The sequence below is a fragment of the Corynebacterium sp. c3Ub_189 genome (assembly GCF_039907195.1).
GTDB lineage: Bacteria > Actinomycetota > Actinomycetes > Mycobacteriales > Mycobacteriaceae > Corynebacterium.
In genome coordinates, this window is record NZ_JASBOF010000011.1 from 34,273 (window position 1) to 52,217 (window position 17,945).

At 61.0% G+C, this 17,945-nt stretch carries 18 protein-coding genes and 1 tRNA gene; 12 read left to right on the plus strand and 7 right to left on the minus strand.

What is annotated here, in order from left to right; genetic code table 11:
* Positions 1–254: 254 nt before the first annotated feature.
* Positions 255–797 (minus strand): RNA polymerase sigma factor, encoded by a 543-nt coding sequence (locus QKD99_RS06805; protein WP_284766139.1) that lies wholly within the window; start codon positions 795–797, stop codon positions 255–257.
* 106 nt (positions 798–903) lie between these two features.
* On the opposite strand from QKD99_RS06805, the gene QKD99_RS06810 reads away from it, so the two are divergent.
* On the plus strand, positions 904–2,454 hold the full coding sequence (locus QKD99_RS06810) for a catalase (RefSeq protein WP_347951068.1): 1,551 nt from the start codon (positions 904–906) through the stop codon (positions 2,452–2,454).
* Between the two features lie 91 nt (positions 2,455–2,545).
* On the opposite strand, the gene QKD99_RS06815 is transcribed toward QKD99_RS06810, so the two are convergent.
* Complete coding sequence (locus tag QKD99_RS06815; RefSeq protein WP_347951069.1) at positions 2,546–3,142, minus strand: hypothetical protein; 597 nt, start codon at positions 3,140–3,142, stop codon at positions 2,546–2,548.
* Positions 3,143–3,228: 86 nt separating this feature from the next.
* Here QKD99_RS06815 and QKD99_RS06820 point away from each other — a divergent pair, with 86 nt between their 5' ends.
* Both QKD99_RS06820 and QKD99_RS06825 read left to right on the plus strand, forming a co-directional pair.
* Positions 3,229–4,677 (plus strand): hypothetical protein, encoded by a 1,449-nt coding sequence (locus tag QKD99_RS06820; RefSeq protein WP_347951070.1) that lies wholly within the window; start codon positions 3,229–3,231, stop codon positions 4,675–4,677.
* A gap of 456 nt (positions 4,678–5,133) precedes the next feature.
* Positions 5,134–6,498: a citrate:proton symporter gene (locus QKD99_RS06825; RefSeq protein ID WP_347951071.1), complete on the plus strand. Its 1,365-nt coding sequence runs from the start codon at positions 5,134–5,136 to the stop codon at positions 6,496–6,498.
* Positions 6,499–6,533: 35 nt separating this feature from the next.
* Here QKD99_RS06825 and QKD99_RS06830 read toward each other — a convergent pair.
* A tRNA-Pro gene (locus QKD99_RS06830) sits at positions 6,534–6,610 on the minus strand.
* A gap of 78 nt (positions 6,611–6,688) precedes the next feature.
* The gene (locus QKD99_RS06835) at positions 6,689–7,579 is read right to left on the minus strand and encodes a metallophosphoesterase (protein WP_284769178.1); all 891 of its coding nucleotides are present in this window, start codon (positions 7,577–7,579) and stop codon (positions 6,689–6,691) included.
* Positions 7,580–7,612: 33 nt separating this feature from the next.
* Between QKD99_RS06835 and QKD99_RS06840 the strand changes: the two genes are divergently transcribed.
* Positions 7,613–8,077, plus strand: a complete 465-nt coding sequence (locus QKD99_RS06840; RefSeq protein WP_347951072.1) for a GatB/YqeY domain-containing protein — start codon at positions 7,613–7,615, stop codon at positions 8,075–8,077.
* Positions 8,078–8,104: 27 nt separating this feature from the next.
* Here QKD99_RS06840 and QKD99_RS06845 read toward each other — a convergent pair whose 3' ends face one another.
* Positions 8,105–10,612: a transglycosylase domain-containing protein gene (locus QKD99_RS06845; protein WP_347951073.1), complete on the minus strand. Its 2,508-nt coding sequence runs from the start codon at positions 10,610–10,612 to the stop codon at positions 8,105–8,107.
* 144 nt (positions 10,613–10,756) lie between these two features.
* Between QKD99_RS06845 and QKD99_RS06850 the strand changes: the two genes are divergently transcribed.
* From QKD99_RS06850 to QKD99_RS06865, 4 genes are read left to right on the plus strand one after another with little or no spacing between them, the layout of a single operon-like run.
* Positions 10,757–11,080, plus strand: coding sequence for a WhiB family transcriptional regulator (locus tag QKD99_RS06850; RefSeq protein WP_005323132.1), 324 nt, complete (start codon positions 10,757–10,759; stop codon positions 11,078–11,080).
* Positions 11,081–11,125: 45 nt separating this feature from the next.
* On the plus strand, positions 11,126–11,284 hold the full coding sequence (locus QKD99_RS06855; RefSeq protein ID WP_005323131.1) for a DUF4177 domain-containing protein: 159 nt from the start codon (positions 11,126–11,128) through the stop codon (positions 11,282–11,284).
* Complete coding sequence (locus tag QKD99_RS06860; protein ID WP_198492395.1) at positions 11,285–11,743, plus strand: RidA family protein; 459 nt, start codon at positions 11,285–11,287, stop codon at positions 11,741–11,743. It abuts the gene before it with no gap.
* 18 nt (positions 11,744–11,761) lie between these two features.
* Positions 11,762–12,577: an MBL fold metallo-hydrolase gene (locus tag QKD99_RS06865; protein ID WP_284815682.1), complete on the plus strand. Its 816-nt coding sequence runs from the start codon at positions 11,762–11,764 to the stop codon at positions 12,575–12,577.
* 218 nt (positions 12,578–12,795) lie between these two features.
* On the opposite strand, the gene glxR is transcribed toward QKD99_RS06865, so the two are convergent.
* Positions 12,796–13,479 carry a CRP-like cAMP-activated global transcriptional regulator GlxR gene (glxR, locus tag QKD99_RS06870; protein ID WP_005323128.1) on the minus strand — a complete coding sequence of 228 codons (684 nt, stop codon included), beginning with the start codon at positions 13,477–13,479 and terminating at the stop codon, positions 12,796–12,798.
* A 340-nt stretch (positions 13,480–13,819) separates the two neighbouring features.
* Between glxR and nth the strand changes: the two genes are divergently transcribed.
* The 4 genes from nth to QKD99_RS06890 are packed head-to-tail and all read left to right on the plus strand — an operon-like array spanning position 13,820 to position 17,001.
* Positions 13,820–14,476, plus strand: coding sequence for an endonuclease III (nth, locus tag QKD99_RS06875; RefSeq protein WP_347951074.1), 657 nt, complete (start codon positions 13,820–13,822; stop codon positions 14,474–14,476).
* A 9-nt stretch (positions 14,477–14,485) separates the two neighbouring features.
* Positions 14,486–15,049 carry a TlpA disulfide reductase family protein gene (locus QKD99_RS06880; protein ID WP_347951075.1) on the plus strand — a complete coding sequence of 188 codons (564 nt, stop codon included), beginning with the start codon at positions 14,486–14,488 and terminating at the stop codon, positions 15,047–15,049.
* The gene (locus QKD99_RS06885; protein ID WP_347951076.1) at positions 15,046–15,747 is read left to right on the plus strand and encodes a CoA pyrophosphatase; all 702 of its coding nucleotides are present in this window, start codon (positions 15,046–15,048) and stop codon (positions 15,745–15,747) included. Before QKD99_RS06880 ends, QKD99_RS06885 begins: the two co-directional genes overlap by 4 nt.
* Before the next feature lie 57 nt (positions 15,748–15,804).
* A complete protein-coding gene (locus QKD99_RS06890; protein ID WP_347951077.1) occupies positions 15,805–17,001 on the plus strand; it encodes a MarP family serine protease in 1,197 nt (398 codons plus the stop codon).
* On the opposite strand, the gene QKD99_RS06895 is transcribed toward QKD99_RS06890, so the two are convergent.
* On the minus strand, positions 16,998–17,912 hold the full coding sequence (locus QKD99_RS06895; RefSeq protein WP_239278481.1) for an alpha/beta hydrolase: 915 nt from the start codon (positions 17,910–17,912) through the stop codon (positions 16,998–17,000). The genes QKD99_RS06890 and QKD99_RS06895 overlap by 4 nt on opposite strands.
* Positions 17,913–17,945 lie beyond the last annotated feature (33 nt).

The following is a 17,945-nucleotide window of genomic DNA, read 5'->3' on the forward strand; positions in this document are numbered from 1 at the left end:
CCGGGCCCGGCATTGGTATCGCGCGGGCCCGGATCGACGGTCGATTTATCACGTGTGTACACGTCTAATAAACCACACATCGGACAGATATTTCGGGCAAGAATCGCCCCAACTGTGGCCTCATTTACCCCGGCCGTGGCGCGTAAAGCGCAGCTAAGTGCCAAAATTTGGGGCCCGTGGGGCACAAGGTAACCAGAGCGTAACAATTTGGGAGTGAAATTAACTCCGCAAGCCCAGGGGACTATTTGGGGGTATTACCCTGTCCCCGCGATGAGATCCTTGCGGGCGCGCGCCACGCGGGAGCGGATGGTGCCCACGCGCACGCCAGCAATCTTGGCCGCCTCCTCATAGGTATAGCCCAGCACTTGGGTAAGGATGAGGGCTTCGCGGCGGTCGGCCGGGAGGGCGTCGATAAGCGTACGGGCATCGATCCAGTCGCTCCACGCCGCGGAGTCTTCCGGCGCCGCACCCATCGCGTCCTCATACTCCGTGGCAGACTTTCGCGGCCGGGCCATATCGTGGCGAATATTATCCACCCACACGCGCCGGGCCAAGGAGAGCAGCCACGTGCGCGCGGAGGACCGCGCCGCAAACCGCGGCAAGGCGCTGATGACGCGCAGATAGGTCTCCTGGGTGAGATCGTCAGCCCCCTCGGGCCCGCCCAAGTGCGCCAGCAAACGCCACACATCATCCTGGGTGGCCTTGATAAACTCCGTCAGTGCCGCGCGGTCGCCGCGACCGGCCCGAAGGGCAAGGTCGGTGACGCGGGCGTCGTCTGCTGCGGAGTGGTGGGTCACCTGAATGAATCTACCAGCACCCCTTACTCTCTTTGTCGAGCCCTGACAACCGTGCAAAGTTTTGCCACACTGGAGCGAACTGACCGCGAATTGCCAGGAGGCAAGAATGAGTGAATTTACCGCTGATGACATCCTGAACAAGGGCCAGCGCGCCGCTGGCAAGGGAAATACCACCCGCCCCTCGGGCCAGCCGGTGCCGTCCGAAAACACCTCGGTGACCGCCGGCCAGCAGGGCCCGGTGGCGCTGAATGATATCCACCTCATTGAAAAGCTCGCGCACTTCAACCGCGAGCGCGTGCCGGAGCGCACGCCGCACGCTAAGGGCCACGGCGCCTTCGGCGAGCTGCACATCACGGAAGATGTCTCTGCCTATACCAAGGCCAAGGTCTTCCAGAAGGGCACCGTTACCCCGATGATGGGCCGCTTTTCCACCGTGGCTGGCGAGCAAGGCTCCCCGGATACCTGGCGCGATGTGCACGGCTTTGCCCTGCGTTTCTACACCGAAGAAGGCAATCTCGACATCGTGGGCAATAACACCCCGGTCTTCTTCATCCGCGATGGCATTAAGTTCCCAGACTTCATCCACTCCCAGAAGCGCCTGGGCACCAATGGCCTGCGCGATGCCGATATGCAGTGGGACTTCTGGACCCGCAACCCGGAATCTGCACACCAGGTCACCTATCTGATGGGTGACCGCGGCACCCCGAAGTCCACCCGCCACCAGAATGGCTACGGCTCCCATACCTTCCAGTGGGTCAATGAGAAAGGCGAGGCTTTCTGGGTCAAGTACCACTTCAAGTCCCGCCAGGGCGTGGAGAACTTCACCGATGAAGAGGCCACTACCACCGCCGGCCAGAACCCGGATTGCCACCGCGAGGATCTCTACAATGCCATCGAGGAAGGCAACTACCCGATCTGGGACGTGAAGGTGCAGATCATGCCGCTGGATGAGGCGGAGAATTACCGCTTTAACCCCTTCGACCTGACCAAGGTCTGGTCTAAGAAGGACTACCCGCTGCATGATGTGGGCTACTTTGTGCTCAACCGCAATCCACGCAACTTCTTTGCCCAGATTGAGCAGGTGGCGCTCGATCCTTCCAATATTGTGCCGGGCGTTGGCCTATCCCCAGACAAGATGCTGCAGGCTCGCGTCTTCGCTTATGCTGACCAGCAGCGCTACCGCATCGGACCGAACTATAAGCACCTGCCGGTCAACCAGCCGCAGAACGTGGACCAGGTCAATACATATGAGCATGAGGGGCCGATGCAGTACCTCTTCAACGCTCCGGAGGACCCGGTTTATTCGCCCAACCGCCATGAGAAGGGCACGGGCGTGCTTGACGACGCCGCTGTAAACGACCGCTCCCAGCTGGAGACCACCACCGCGGCGGAGCTCTACATCAATCCGGAGTCTCACGGCAGCGACCTAGTGCGTGCACCGTACGTTCGCCACGCCGAGGACGATGACTTTGTCCAGGCTCGCGACCTGTACGAGAACGTCTATGACGATGCCGCCAAGGAGCGCCTGGTCACCAATATCACCAACGCGATGGCCGGTGTATCCGAGGAGACCGAGCAGCGCGTCTACGAATACTGGACCAACGTGCACCCAGCCCTTGGCCAGCGCGTGCGCGAAGTCTACGCCGAAAAGAAGTAAGCTTTCCCCGGCAGCGCCTCTGCGCTAACGACACCGCCCCCGTACCGAGTTGCTTTACTGCACGGTATGGGGGCGGTTTCTTGCTGTGCGGCTAGTCGCAGCGGCGCATCTTTTCCGTAACAAAGGCGGGAGCGCCCTCGGCGGCCCACTTATCCACGTCGTAGCACGGGGCGGCCATGCCGGAGGTTGCCGTGCCAATGGATTCAATGGCTACCCACTGGCCGCCCTCATAGCGCGCCCAGGCAGTCCAGTCCGTGCTGTCTTTGCCAAAGTGGGCCCACTGGCCATCGCAATTACTAACTCGGATATTGGTCATGGTGGGAGCTGCGGGCTGTAGCGCTTCTGGGGAGCAGTCGCCGCGGCCGGTGTCGGCGGGTACGGCGGCTGGGGCTTCGCTTTCCGCGTTGCCGGAATCCGCGGTCTCCTCAGCGGGAGCTGCCTCCGCAGAAGTAGGCTCGGCCTCCACAGTCTCGGTGGCGGTGTCTTCGGCTTCCGAGGTTGCGGGCTCGCTCGTGGTTTCTTCGGACGAGGTCTCCGTGGCCGAGGAGCTTGTGGCGGTGGCGTCGGAGAACTCCGGTTCTGCGGACGTATCGGCATCGTTGGAGCAGGCAACAAGGCTGAAACACAGCGGTGCGATGACCGCAGCGGCGAGGTAGCGGGAAGGGGCTAGGGAATAAATGTGGGACATGCCATATATCGTAGAGGAACTGCCATTGCGGGGGTGCTCGGCGCGCCTGCAACAGGGGAGTGACCTGCAAGGATAGGTTCAGTACTATGACCTCACGCCTTGCCTCCCCAGACGCTGCGTCCCCCTCCCGGTGGCGCAGCGTCCTCTTGATCCTCCTGCTCGCCCTGCCGCTCATTATCGGCGCTGCGGTGGCGGGCCTTGCGCAGTGGGAACCCGCCCACACCTGGTCTAGCGCCGCGCAGCCGTTTGGAGCGCCGCGGGAAAATTCCGCCTCGCCAGAGGTGAAGGAAGCCGCCGAGGCGGCCAGCCGCGCGCAGGCACAGGCGAGCATGCTTAAATCGGGTGCCACGCAGCTTGATGACGGCACGGGAGAGCTGAATAAGGGGGCGGATGAGCTCGGAGGGGGCGTCGACAAGCTGGCGACGGGCTCCCAAGAATTGGTAGCCGGCCTCAATCAGCTGCAGTCCGGAACTAATACGCTCGGTGGCGGTGCAACGGAGCTGGCCAATGGTGTCGGCGGTGCCGTGGACCAGGTGGTGGGCCTCGGTGTCGTCCAGGGGCAGATTCTGCAGGCCATCGATGGCACGATGCGCGACCTGGAAGGAAATAAGTCCAAGGAAGCGAAGGAAATTCGCTCGCAGCTGGGCGATCTCCGTGCGCAGGTGAATAATTTCCGCCTGGATAATTCGGTGACCGATCAGCTCAAGAAGCTCAAGGATGGATCGCGCGATCTGTCGAATCAGTTGGCGGTCAACGGCTATGCCTATCACGATGGCGTGAATCAGGCTGTCTCTGGCGCACAGGAGCTCAATGAGGGAATTGCGGAGCTGAACAAGCGCGTTGGTGAGGCGCAGGAGGGCGTGGACAAGCTTGATGACGGCGCAGGCAAGCTCTCCACCATGGCGGCCCAAAACCAGACCAATGTGGGTGAAATTCAGCGTGCCCTGCCGCCGGCGCATACCGCGACCGACGGCCCGGCACATCTGCTCAGCCCTATCGTGGCGATGCTGGTCTCCGCCCTGGTCTTGCTCGCAGGCGCCGCGGCCGGTGTGGCCTGGCAGGTGGGATTCCGCCCATGGCTGACGGTCCTCGGCGGCACGCTGGCCGCGGTCGCCATTGGGGAAATCCTCCTCTTTGTGCTTGCCACCGGATTTACCCCTGTGGCGGCGGTGTGGGCCGGCGCGGCGCTCCTTCTAGGCGCGCTGTCCATGGCGGCCATCACCCGCGGCCTACTCGGGCTATGCGGCATTACTGCCGGCAGCATCCTCGCGGCGCTGTTTGGCATCGGCCAGACCGCGCTGGTGGGATGGCTGTGGAAATCCGCGGCAATTGCCGGTGTTTCTAAGGTTTGGCAGATTGTTTCTAATCTTTTGCCGCTGAATTGGACTACCGCGGCCGTTACAACGGCGGGCAACGAAGGCGAGCCGGCCATCCTGTGGACCGGCGTTGCGGTATTGCTCGCCATCACTCTCATTGGGCTGAGTGCAAAGTGGTGGGCTCCATCCACAGGAAAAACCAAACCGACGGTTCATTAAGTCTGAAAAAACACACCTAAGAATAGAAAATATTGGTGGAAGCTGGGAACTTTGATTCGCGCTACCGTTTGCATTGCGCAAGTGCTACAGTTGGTCTTGCTCACAAAGCCTACTTAGGGGGTAGGCGAACGGTTTCTCCAATCCGTTGTGAGTGATAGGGAATAGGGACGACGCGGCGCTGTAGGGGCACCGCGTCGTTTCCCATATGTGGGGGTCTAGCTGCAATTTTTGCGGAAAAATCCGTGTAATTCCCAGAATGCTTTTGCTGCAGTGGGACTTTTTCAGGCATTGCGAACTGCTTCGTGGTGGCGATTATCTATAGGTAATTCAATTTAAATCGGTGTGGACTTTGGGGGTAGTAGTAGCGTTGTCGATAGCCGGGGGTTTAATCTGAGTCACACTCGCTTGTATTCGTAGCGTAGGACATGGTGAGTTGTCGACTTTTGAAGGAGCACTATGCAGACCCCGCTCGGGCTCACAGCCATGGGCCTCATCATCATTTTCGTGACGGTGGGAATTTTGATCCGCGGCCGAGTAAATCCCATCATCCCCATGACGCTGGTACCCGTAGTTGGCGCCTTAATATGTGGATTTGGTCTAGGTGAAATATCTGACTTTTTCAGCGAGGGCTTAAATTCCGTCATCAACGTCGTGGTGATGTTTATCTTCGCCATTATCTTCTTCGGCATTTTGCAAGACGTCGGCCTGTTTACCCCAGTCATTCGCGCGCTCATCAAGGCCACCCGGGGAAGGATCATGGCCGTAACGCTGGGCACTGCGGCGATTGGTGTAGTGGCGCACCTTGATGGATCGGGTTCAACTACCTTCCTTATCACCATCCCGGCCCTGTTGCCGCTCTACCGTGCGCTGAACATGTCGCGCTACGTGCTCATTACCATTGTGGCGATGGCCGCCTCGGTCATGAACATGGTTCCTTGGGGCGGCCCGCTGGGCCGCGCCGGTGCTGTGGTCGATCAGGAGCCCAATGCCATCTGGGTGCAACTCCTGCCTATTCAAGGCGTGGCGATTGTGCTGGTATTCCTCTTGGCTGCGCTTTTGGGGTGGTGGGAACAGCGCCGCGTTGCGGGGCTACGCGAAAGCGGCGAATGTGCAGGCGGTACTGCAGTGGACGTTAACGCATTGGCCGATGAATTCGCTGCTGCACAGGTGCGTGAACAACATAAATTGGGCTACCACATCCGCACAGGGCGCTGGGTAACCGTGGTCAATATCGTCGTTGCACTTGCCGTTTTGGTGGCCTTGCTCTCGGGCGTAGTCCCGCCCGCCCCAGCCTTTCTCATTGCCACGACCATCACTCTGGCTATCAACTTCAGCGGTCCCATGGAGCAGGGTGAGGCCCTGCGACGGCACGCGCCCAATGCCTTGGCCATGGCAGGCGTTATCCTTGCAGCCGCGATGTTCTTGGGTGTCCTCAATGAAACCAAGATGCTTGAGGAAATCGCACTGACATTAGTGAACGTTCTACCAGAGGGCGTCGCACCACACCTGCACGTGATTGTGGGATTCTTTGGTGTGCCACTTGATTTGTTGACCTCGACGGATGCTTATTACTTCTCAGTGCTTCCAATTGTTCAAGGCACCGTTGAGAGCTTTGGAGTCAGCGGTATGGGTGCGGCCTGCGCGCTCATTATCGGCAATGTGGTGGGTACCTTCGTCTCACCCTTCTCGCCTGCACTTTGGCTGGCGCTGGGTCTTGCGGAAGGTCAGATGGGAAAATATCTCAAGCTGGCTTTCCCGATTGCGTGGATTTTCTCCGCCATCTTGGTTGCCGTGGCGCTATTTACGGGAATGCTGGCGTAATAACGAAAAAGGCCCGCAGCAAAGCTGCGGGCTATTGGTCGGGATAACAGGATTTGAACCTGCGACCTCTTCGTCCCGAACGAAGCGCGCTACCAACCTGCGCCATATCCCGGCGTTCCGCCTTGAAAAGCGGTACCTGGATACTTTAACGCAAGCTGAGCGCAATCAACAAAACGGCAGGTGGCTGGGTTTAGTCCACCTCGGTGATTTTCAGCAGAGTGGCGGAAGGGCGGCAGAAGAGGCGTACCGGGGCGAATTTGGAGGTGCCCAGGCCATTGGAGACATGCATCTTCATCGGGCCGAAGTCGTGGAGGCCCTGCACGCGGTCGCGATCGATGCCGCAATTGGTAACCAACGCCCGGGAGCCGGGCAGGCAGATCTGGCCGCCGTGGGTGTGGCCGGACAGGGAAAGTTGGTAGCCATCGCCCGCAAACTTCTCCAGCACGCGGGGTTCGGGGGCATGGAGGAGCGCTAGGGACAAGTCGGCGTCCTCGTTGGGCGGGCCGGCGATTTCGGAATAGTCATCCAGATCGTGGTGCGGATCGTCCACGCCGGCGGCGGCAAGGCGGACGTTGCCTACCTTGAATTCATGGCGGGCCTGATTGGCATCGCGCCAACCGTGCTCCAAGAAGGCGGCGCGCATGCCGCGCCACGGCAAGTCCACATAGGAGGGCTCGCGCTTTTTGCCCAGCAGGTACTTGAAGGGGTTAACCGGCTGCGGCGCCCAGTAGTCATTGGTGCCAAAAACAAAGAGGCCGGGACGGGCCAGCAAAGGGCCGAGCGCGCGCAACGTATCGGGAACGGCCTGCTGATCGGAGAGATTATCGCCAGTGTTGACCACGAGGTCCGGCTCCAGGGCGTCGAGGGCAGACACCCAGGCAATCTTGGTCTCCTGGCCGGGGATCATATGCAGATCGGACAGATGCAGCAGCCGAAATTCCGGCTTACCGCGCAGCGTGCCCTTGGGCAGGAGGGGGAGCGTATATTCCTTGAGCTCGAATTTGGTCAGTTCGCTATAGCCCCATGCCGCGGCGCCCAGGCCGGCAGCGGTGAGGCCGCCAAGAATACGTAAAAGTTTCACGGCTACCACACTACCTGGCGTACATTGATAGGCATGAGCGAGCTAAAGCAAACCATCCGTGCAGATCTGAAAACCGCAATGAAGGCGAAGGAGAAGCAACGCACCAGCGCCATCCGCGCCTTGCTGGCCGCCATCCAGGCCGAGGAGACCAATGGATCCCGGCATGAGCTGGAGGACGCCGATATCCTCAAGGTGATTGCGCGCGAAATCAAAAAGCGCCGCGAGTCCGCCGAGGTCTATGAGGACAACGGCCGTCCGGAGCTGGCGGAAGCCGAGCTTGCCGACGTCCCCTTCTTCGAGGCCTACCAACCCCGCCAGCTGGACGAGTCCGAGCTACAAGCTTTGGTGAAGGAATCTATCGCGGAGGTTGAGGCCGAAAACGGCGAAGCACCCACCATGAAGCAGATGGGTGTAGTAATGAAGGTGGCCAATGCCAAGGCCGACGGCCAGGCGGATGGCAAGCGCCTGTCCGCTGAGGTCAAGTCCCAGCTGAGCTAAAACGGGCGAGACCGCAACGGGCGAGGCTTAGCGGCCAAGGAGGCTGCGGACATCGTTGGCAAAGCTATCGATATCCTCTTGGCGGATGCCAAAGTCTTCCGGCGAGAACCCGCCGCCGGTACCGCCACCGCCGTTGCCCCTTCTGCCGCCTGTGCCGCCAGTCGAGCGGCCCGGGCTCGTAGCACCGTCGGCATTACCGCCGCCGGTGCTATTTTGTGCGCCGGTGGAGTTGGCGTCGGCCACGCCGGAGGAAGGGGATTGGGAGGCCCCGGCGCCGTCGGAAAGCTGCAGTGTAATCTCCGCGCCCTTCTTCTTGCCGTCCTTGCCGGTAATCGCGCGAACCACGCGGCCATAAGGAACATTGCCGCCGATGACCCGGGAGGTCTTGACTACGTAGCCCTTGGACTCCAAGGTCTGGCGGGCCTCGGCCTCGGATTTGCCGCGCAGGCTATCAAGGGTCTTATCGGCCGTGGTGCCGTTGTCGTACTTCTTGTTGTAGTTCGGCAGTCCGGCCTTGGTCGCTATCGGCAGCTGCGTAGCCATGCTGAAGAAGGTCTGCGCCGGCTCCAAGCCGCCGTAGAGGTTGCCCCAACCCGCGCACTGGCGCACCGGCCCGGTACATAGCGGGACGGTGGAGGTGCCATCGTTATAGATATACGGCGCGGCGGAAATACCCTCGTTGAATCCCAAAAATGCGGAGGATTGGTTGGACTCGGTGGTACCGGTCTTGGCCGCGATTGGGCTGGAATAACCGGCCGCTTGGGCGGCATCCTTGGCGGTGCCCTGCTTGGCGTCCTCGGACAGGGCATTGCTCATCGCGCGGGCTACGTCTTTATCAACGGCCTGCTCACACGGGGTTTCCTTGAGATAGACCTCGTTGCCTTCCTTATCCGTGACCTGGGAGATGGGGTTAGGCTCACACCACCTGCCATCCGCGGCCAGCGTGGCGCCGACATTGGAAAGCTCCAGCGGGTTGACCTGGTCCGGGCCCAAGGTGAAGGAGCCGGAGTTGGCGTCCTTGGTGTGCTGAGCAATCGAGGTGTCTTTATCAAAGCTGCCCTTGTCATCGTAGGAGCGCAGGCCCAAACGCACGGCCATATCGACGATGGGTGCCACGCCTACCTGTTCCGTGAGCTTGATAAACGGAGTATTGGGAGAGTGCGCCAGCGCTTCCTGCAGCGTCATCGTGGCCTTATAGGTACCAGCGTTTTCCACGCAGTATCGGTCCGCCGGGCAGCCGGCAGCGCCACCATGGCCTAGGCCCTCCGCCTCGTAGCGGGTGGGCACATCCACGGTGTTTTTGATGCCATAGCCCGCTTCGAGCGCGGCCGCGGCGGTAAAGACCTTAAAGACGGAACCTGCACCGTTGCCCACTAAGGAGTAGGGCTGCGGCAGGATGGTCTCATTTTTATCCAGGTCCAGGCCGTAATCGCGCGAGGAGACCATGGCCAGCACCTTGCGGTCCGACCTGCCGGGCTTGATGACGTTCATGACTTCAGCCACGCCCTGGGCATCCGGATTGGTGTGGTTTTGTACTGACTCGAGGGCCTTGTCTTGCACCGTTGGGTCCAGCGTGGTTTTGATGGTGTAGCCGCCGCGCGCTAGCTGCTCCTCGCTAATTCCCTTCTTATCCAGGTATTTCAGCACATAATCACAAAAGAAACCGCGGTCGCCGGCGCCGATGCAGCCATTGGCTAGCGTTTTGGGCTTCTTGCCGACGCCCAGCTTCTCCTCCTTATACTTATCCGCTTCCTGTTGCTTGATATGGCCATTATCCGCCATGGATTGCAGGACTAGGTTGCGTCGGTCGGTTACTTCCTCGGCGTTGGTATAGGGATTGAGGCGCTCAGAGGATTGGACCATGCCGGCCAGCATTGCTGCCTGCGGCACCGTGAGCTCGGAAGCATGCGTGCCAAAGTAGGTGCGGGCCGCCGCCTCGACGCCATAGGCGTGGTTACCAAAAGACACCAGGTTGAGATAGTTGGTGAGGATGTCCTCCTTATCCAATTCCGCATCCATCTTGGTGGCCATACGCATCTCGCGCAGCTTGCGGGCCACGGATTGCTCGGTGGCCGCGGCGCGCTCTTCATCGGTGGTGGCAGAGACCAGCAAGAGGTAGTTCTTGACGTACTGCTGATCGATGGTGGAAGCGCCCTGGGAGACGCCGCCTGACGTCAGGTTTGTCCATAGCGCGCGGAAATTTCCCTGGAAGTCCACGCCTTCGTGATCATAAAAGCGCTCGTCCTCAATGGAGACGATGGCGTTTTTCATGGCCTTAGAGATCTTCTTGCTCTCCACCGGGTGGCGGCGTTGGCTGAAGACATAAGCCATGTCCTTGCCCTTGGCGTCTTTGATCGTGGTGACGCCTGGGATATTGCCGGCAGTCAGATCTTGCAGGTCAGATTGCATGGTTTCGTTAGTGCGGGCAATCGCTACACCGGAAATGCCCGCGAAGGGGGCAAGAGCCAGGGCGATGAGCGCACCTACCAAGACCGTAGACAGGGCTATCTTGGCCAAAGATTTGATGACAGTCACGCCCCATACACTACGTGGTTGCCCTTGGTAGGTGGAAGATCACTCGCACCCCCTAAAGTGTGACGTGTTAGACAATCTTCTACCTGGATGAATAGACTCAGATGCGTTACATAGTATTCCGTCTGGGAAGGAGCACACTCACCCATGACCGTTCGTGTGAAGACTGCTGGAATGTCTAATACAGCCCGAAATCCCGAGCGTGGTGAGTGGGTCACCCAGGCCAAATGCCGCAAGGGCGACCCGGATGCCCTATTTGTTCGCGGTGCGGAACAGCGCAAGGCGGCCGTCATTTGCCGCCACTGCCCGGTGTTGACCGAATGCCGCGCCGACGCCCTGGATAATCGCGTCGAGTTCGGTGTGTGGGGCGGGCTGACCGAGCGCCAGCGCCGAGCTCTGCTGCGCAAGAACCCCCACATCACGGACTGGGCCCACTACTTGGCCCAAGGCGGCGAGCTCGTCGGCATTTAAGAATTTAGACGGCATAGTGCGTATTTAATAGTTAGAATGGACTCCATGACTAAATGGGAATACGCAACCGCACCTGTCCTTACCCACGCCACCAAGCAGATCCTCGATTCTTGGGGTGAAGATGGCTGGGAACTGGTCACCGTCACCCCGGGTCCTAACCCGGAAAACGTCGTGGCCTACTTCAAGCGCGAGGTGGCAGAGTAAATGGGCTTTCATGCTCGCTTGCGGGAGCTGGGGTATGAGCTACCGGGCGTCGCCAAGCCACTAGCTTCCTATGTGCCGGCCGTGCGCGTGGGTGATCAGGTCTGGACCTCTGGCCAGCTTCCCCTCGTGGAGGGCGCCCTGCCGCTCACCGGCAAGGTTGGCGCCGAAGTCACCACGGAACAAGCCCAGGAACAGGCACGCATCGCGGCGCTGAATGCTCTTGCCGCTATCGATGCCGAAGTTGGCCTGGACAATGTCTCCCGCGTGGTAAAAATCGTGGGGTTTGTGGCCTCCGATCCGGCCTATGCAGACCAACCGGTAGTTATCAATGGTGCCTCCGATTTCATCGGTGAGGTCTTTGGGGATGCTGGAAAGCATGCTCGCTCCGCAGTGGGCGTAGCTGCGTTGCCTAAAAACGCCCCGGTAGAGATCGAACTAATCGTAGAAATTGCTGCTTGATCGGATAGGCTAGTAACTATGGAGCACCCCGCATATAGTCAATTGCGTCCCGTCAGCCAGTCCGTTGGCGTAGTCCTTTGTGATAACCCCAGCTACACCGCCCTTGAGGGGACGAATACGTGGATTATTCGCGCCGCTGAAGACTCTCGGGCGATCGTCGTGGATCCGGGTCCCGAGGATGAAGGCCATCTCAACGTTGTGCACCGCAACGCAGGTGAGGTGGCTTTGATTTTGATTACCCACCGCCATGATGACCACGCTTCGGGCGCACAACGCTTGCGGCAGATGACCGGCGCCCCCATCCGCGCCTTCGATCCGAGCTACTGCAATGGTGCCGAGGCCCTCCAAGACGGCGAGCACATCTCCCTCGATGGCATCACCCCAAGTCTCGAGGTCGTTCACACCCCAGGCCATACCGCGGATTCCACCTGCTTCTTTGTGTGGAGCGGCGAGGTAGCAAATTCCCGCCTCGAAGGCATTATCTCCGGTGACACCATCGCCGGCCGCCACACCGTTCTCCTTTCGGAGACGGACGGTAACTTGGCCGATTACCTGCAGACCCTCGACACCTTGGAAGAGCGCGGGAAGGATATTGCGCTGTTCCCGGGACACGGACCAGACTTGGATGACACCTCTCAGGTGGCCCGCAAGTACATTGACCGCCGCCACTACCGCCTTGACCAGATTAAGGAGATCCGCTCCCGCCTAGGCGATGATGTAGATCTGAATACCCTGGTCAACGAGATGTATGACGATGTGGACCCGGTGCTGCGCCACGCTGCGGAGCAGTCCACGCGCACCGCGCTGAAGTACTTGGACGGCGAGGCTAAATAAGCCTATCTCCATTCGCCCCTCTTCCTTTTTGGTGGGAAGAGGGGCTTAATTGTTCTGTGGGCTGAGGCAGGAGGCGCGCAGGGTCAACGTGTGGCCGCGGTATGGTCCGCAGGCAGTGCGGTGTGGAGCGTACCGTGGCCGCAAGTGCGGTGTGGAACTGGTTAAGGGGGTAAAACCAGCGAAACCCCGCCGAAGCGGGGTAGCGGGCTGGCGCGGTCTTAGCGAGCGCGGCGGGCGAGGTGCTCGGTATCGACGATGAGCACGGACTTGCCCTCGAGGCGGATCCAACCGCGGTGCGCGAAGGTGGCCAGCGCCTTGTTGACGGTCTCACGGGAAGCGCCCACCAGCTGGGCAATCTCTTCCTGGGTGAGGTCGTGGTTCACGCGCAGGGCGCTGCCTTCCTGGACGCCGAAGCGGTTAGCCAGCTGCAGCAAGGTCTTTGCCACGCGGCCCGGAACGTCGGTGAAGATGAGGTCGGCCAGGTTAGCGTTGGTGCGGCGCAGGCGGCGAGCCAGCACGCGCAGCAGCTGCTGGGCGATTTCGGGGTGGTCACCTACCCACTTCTTGAGCAGCTCGGAGTTCATGGTGGCTGCCTGAACCTCGGTCACGCACACTGCGGAAGAGGTGCGCGGGCCCGGATCGAAGATGGACAGCTCGCCAAACATATCGGATGGGCCCATGACGGTCAGGAGGTTTTCGCGGCCATCCGGGGCGTGGCGGGCGAGCTTAATCTTGCCCGAGGTGATGATGTACAAGCGATCGCCAGGCTCGCCTTCGTCGAAGATGGTGGTTCCGCGCGGGTAGCGCACGGTCTCCATCTGCTCGATTAGGTGCTGCACTGCAACGGGATCAACGCCTTGGAAGATTCCGGCGCGGGAGAGGATGTCCTGTACGCCTTCCACGTTTTACTCCTTGGATGTCGACTACGAAAGTCCATAGATGAGCCTGTGCCACATCTGGGTGCGGTCTTTCGTGCACTCGACAATGCGGAACAAGCGGGGTCACTGTGTAACGCGTTTCATCTTACAGTGTAATTGGTCACTTTTGGTACTTCAGTGAAAATTTGTCACACTATAGAAACTCTACTCGTGCTAGGGCACGGTTCAGGCCAGCAGTTTTCCGGCCTAGTCAGCAAAAACGACTGCCTCAAGCTTTTCCATCAGGAGGGCGAAAAGGGCGATGGCAAGTGGTACCAGAATCACGAGTGAAATCATGTTTTCCTAGTCTACTAAGCTAAACCCCATGAATTCAGCACTGTCAGCGGCCAGCGCGCCGGAGCTGCGCGCACCGGAGATAAATCGGCGTTTGGCGCAGGAGTACCCGGATGCACGGTGTGCCTTGGATTATGACTCCCCGCTACAGCTGCTCGTTGCCACCGTTCTTTCTGCGCAATGTACGGATGAACGCGTGAATTCGGTGACCCCTGAACTCTTTGCTCGCTACCCCGAGGCGGCGGATTATGCTTCCGCGCAGCGCTCGGACTTGGAGAGCATCCTGCGGCCGTTGGGCTTTCAGCGCGCCAAGGCGGGGCACCTTTTGGGCATTGGGGAGAAGCTGGTGGCAGATTTTCAAGGCGAGGTCCCGCGCACGGTCAAGGAACTGACCAGCTTGCCCGGGGTCGGGCGCAAGACCGCGCTGGTGGTGCTCGGAAATGCCTTCGGGATCCCCGGGCTGACCGTGGATACGCATTTCGGCCGCCTCATGCAGCGGCTCGGGCTGACGGGGGAGAAGACGCCGGTCAAGATTGAGAGGGACATCGCTCAGCTCGTGCCGGAAGAAGAGTGGACGATGTTTTCACACCGCGTCATCTTCCACGGGCGCCAGGTCTGCCATGCGCGCACGCCGGAGTGCGATGCATGCGTTCTGCGGGATATGTGTCCAGCCGCCCGTGGGCGCTAGGCTAACGGTATGAAGAACTACGTCCTTGGCACGGTGATTGCCGCGATCCTCATTGCCGTCATTGCGGTAGCTGGGGTCTCGCAGTTGCGGGGCGGGGACGGATCCGAGGAGGCGTCGCCAAGCGAGGCTTCCCCGCAAGAAGTCCCGCAGCGCCCAGACTGCCCGGCCGGCGCCGTGGCTGGGGTAGAGCTGGAGTGCCTAGGCGGTGCGGCCGCCGGAAAGCCCGCCGATGAAGGCGTCAGCGTGGTTAACGTGTGGGCATGGTGGTGCGAGCCGTGCCGCGCGGAACTTCCCTATCTGCAGGATGTGGCGGAAGCGCACCCAGACTGGCAGGTTGTGGGCGTGCACGCGGATAAGAATGCGGGAAATGGTGCAGCTTTCTTGAATGACCTGGGCGTGGAGCTGCCGAGCTTCCAGGATTCGGATAATAAATTTGCCGGTGAGCTGGGCCTGCCGGGCGTGGTGCCGGTGACCGTGGTGTTAAAGGACGGTGAGGTGCGCAAGCAATTTGCGCAACCGTTTAGCTCCGCAGCGGAGATTGAAAAGGCCGTGGAGGAGGCGATTGCGGCATGAGTCAACTCCTTCCCGAGCGCACGCCAGAATGGCTCAAGCCGGCGCTGGGGGTAGACCCCAGCCAGGTGCAAGAGCTCATTGGCAACCGGCAGGCTTCGTCCCTCAACGGCACCAATGTGCAGGTGCCGGTCAAGCGGGAAGCGGCCGTGCTCATGCTGCTGAGCGGTGAGAGCGCGGAGGAGGCCAGCATTTTGCTCACGCATCGCTCGCCGTCCATGCGCTCGCACTCGGGCCAGATAGCCTTTCCCGGCGGCCGCCGGGATCCCGCCGATACCTCCCTGGTGGATACCGCGCTGCGGGAAGCCTGGGAGGAAACGGATCTGCAGCGCAACTCCGTGACCCCGCTGGAGCAGTGGGATCAGCTGCATATCCGCGCCACCGGCAATCCGGTGAGCCCCATTCTGGCGCATTGGACCCAGCCGGGGGAGGTCTATCCCGCCAGCCCCGATGAAACCGATGACGTGTTTCTCGTGCCTATCCGGGAGTTGGCCGATCCGCGTAACCGCTTCATGGTGGGCTTTAGAAAGTGGCAAGGACCAGCATTTCACGCCAATGGCTACGTCATTTGGGGCTTTACCGCCGGTGTGCTCTCGGCACTATTGCAGCACGCCGGGTGGAGCGTTCCATGGGATAACAATTCAGTCATGGACCTGCGTGACTCCCTCACAAACTCCCGCAATAATGAGAAGATGTCCTAACCGCTTGTGCCGCGGTACGTATTCGTTTTAACTCCCAGATAGAAAGAACCCATAGCCATGACTCCTGCGCTCATCGTTGACGGCCTGATTGTGGTCGCCGTCCTCATAGCGCTCCTGAGTGGGTGGCGCAATGGTGCCCTCGCGGCGGTATTGGCCTCCATTGGTGTGGGCGCTGGGGTAGTGCTAGGCATTGCCGTGGCCCCGGCCGCCCTGCGTTTGGTGGATCAACCCTCGCTGCGCTTGCTGCTATTGGTGGGAATCCTGGTGCTTTTTGTGGGCGTCGGGCAGCTTATCGGATCCTCGTTAGGTGGCAGCGTGCGCGATCGTATGAAGGCGCGCAAGACGCAGCGCCTCGATTCCGCCGTGGGTGCGGTTTTTCAAGCCTTTGCCGCCTTGGTGGTTATTTGGCTCATTTCTATCCCCGTGGCCACCAATTTAGGCGGTGCGGCCGGTCAGGGCCTGCGCGATTCCCGCATCTTGGGCAACCTCAACTCGGCCGCGCCGGCGCAGGTAGCGTCGCTGCCCAATGGGGTGGCGGCGATGCTCAACGAGTCCGGCCTGCCGCCGTTGGTCTCGCCGTGGCAAAACTCGATTAGCACTGAGGAAGTAGAAGAGCCGGACCCAGACGTGCAGGATCCGGAGATGGTGCGGCGCATGCGGCCGTCTGTCATTCACGTGCTTGGCGACGCCGAAGAGTGCTCCCGCCGCCTCATGGGTTCCGGCTTCGTGGCGGCCGATGACTACGTGATCACCAATGCTCACGTAGTGGCCGGTACGCAGACCGTGCGCTTGGATACCAAGGTGGGCCTCAAGGACGCGACCGTGGTCTACTACAACCCGGATGTGGATGTGGCGGTGCTGCACTCGCGCGACCTGGGCATCGATCCACTGCCATGGGCCCAGGCCCCGGCCCAGACGGGCGATGATGCCATGGTCATGGGCTTCCCGCACTCTGGGCCTTTCGACGCCGAGATGGCGCGCGTGCGCGATCGCATCACCATTTCCGGCCCGGATATCTACTCGCATGGTCGCGTGGAACGCGATTCCTACACCGTGCGCGGCAAGATCCAACAAGGAAATTCCGGCGGGCCGCTGGTCAACACGGCCGGCGAGGTCCTCGGCGTGGTCTTCGGTGCCTCGGTGGATGATTCCGAGACGGGCTATGCCCTAACCGCCGATGAGGTCAACGCCCAGATCGGAGACATCACGCGGCTTACCCACCCGGTTGATACCGGGGAGTGCGTGGCGCACTAGCGATGTTCTTGTAGCCAGGCCGCTAGCGTGGAAACGAAATCCGCCGGTGCTTCCAGGTGCGGAAGGTTCTTCGCGCCGGGGACGGTCGTGGCGGTAAATCCGCGGCGGGCGCGCGAGGCGGCGCGGCGGACCACGGGGTTCCACAGTCGCTGCTGGGCGTGGATGAAGAGCACGGGACGCTCTACTGTCAGTTCTACCCAGGTCAAGGGGACCACGGCGGTGCGCATGCGGTGGTTCCACAAGATTCCACGGCGGACGCTGCCGATGCGGGAGGCGCGCAGGCGGAGATCGAGGATGCGGTCTAGGGTGGCGTCGGCAAGCGAAGGCCCCGTATCCAGCTCCAACTCCTTGCGGTAGGCGCGCGGGCTAAGCAGCAGGTTTTGGGCGCGGGTAACGCGCGGCAGGCGGCACAGCAACGAGCGCAGGTTAATCCACCCAAAGTCCCACGGCCGGGCAGCAATCGCGCGGCGCAGATCCACCGGGTGGGCGGCGGAAATGGAGGCCAGGCCGCGCACCCGCTCAGGGCGCTCTGCCGCCAAGCACCATGCCACGGCGCCACCCGTATCGGCGCCCACCACAAAGGCATCGTCATGGCCCAAGGCCTGAATGAGCCCGCTAATATCGCCCACTAAAGTGCGGATATCCTGCCCCGCATCAATGGGCGGCTTATCGGACATACCAAAGCCCCGCATATCCACGGCCGCGACGTGGAAGCCGCGTTGTGCAATCGGCGCTATGACCTCCTGGTAATCGAACCATCCGCCGAAGGCGCCGTGGATGAGCACCACGAGTGGCTGCGTGCTATCGCCCGCCGTGGCGACGTGCAGGCGAATGCCGCGGGTGTGGACGAACTCATGTGCATAAGGTCCATCCAGCTCCACCGTTGAGGGGGGCAGGGGTGCGAAGGCCATGGTGCCGCCTTTCTATAGTTGGGGCAGAAACGG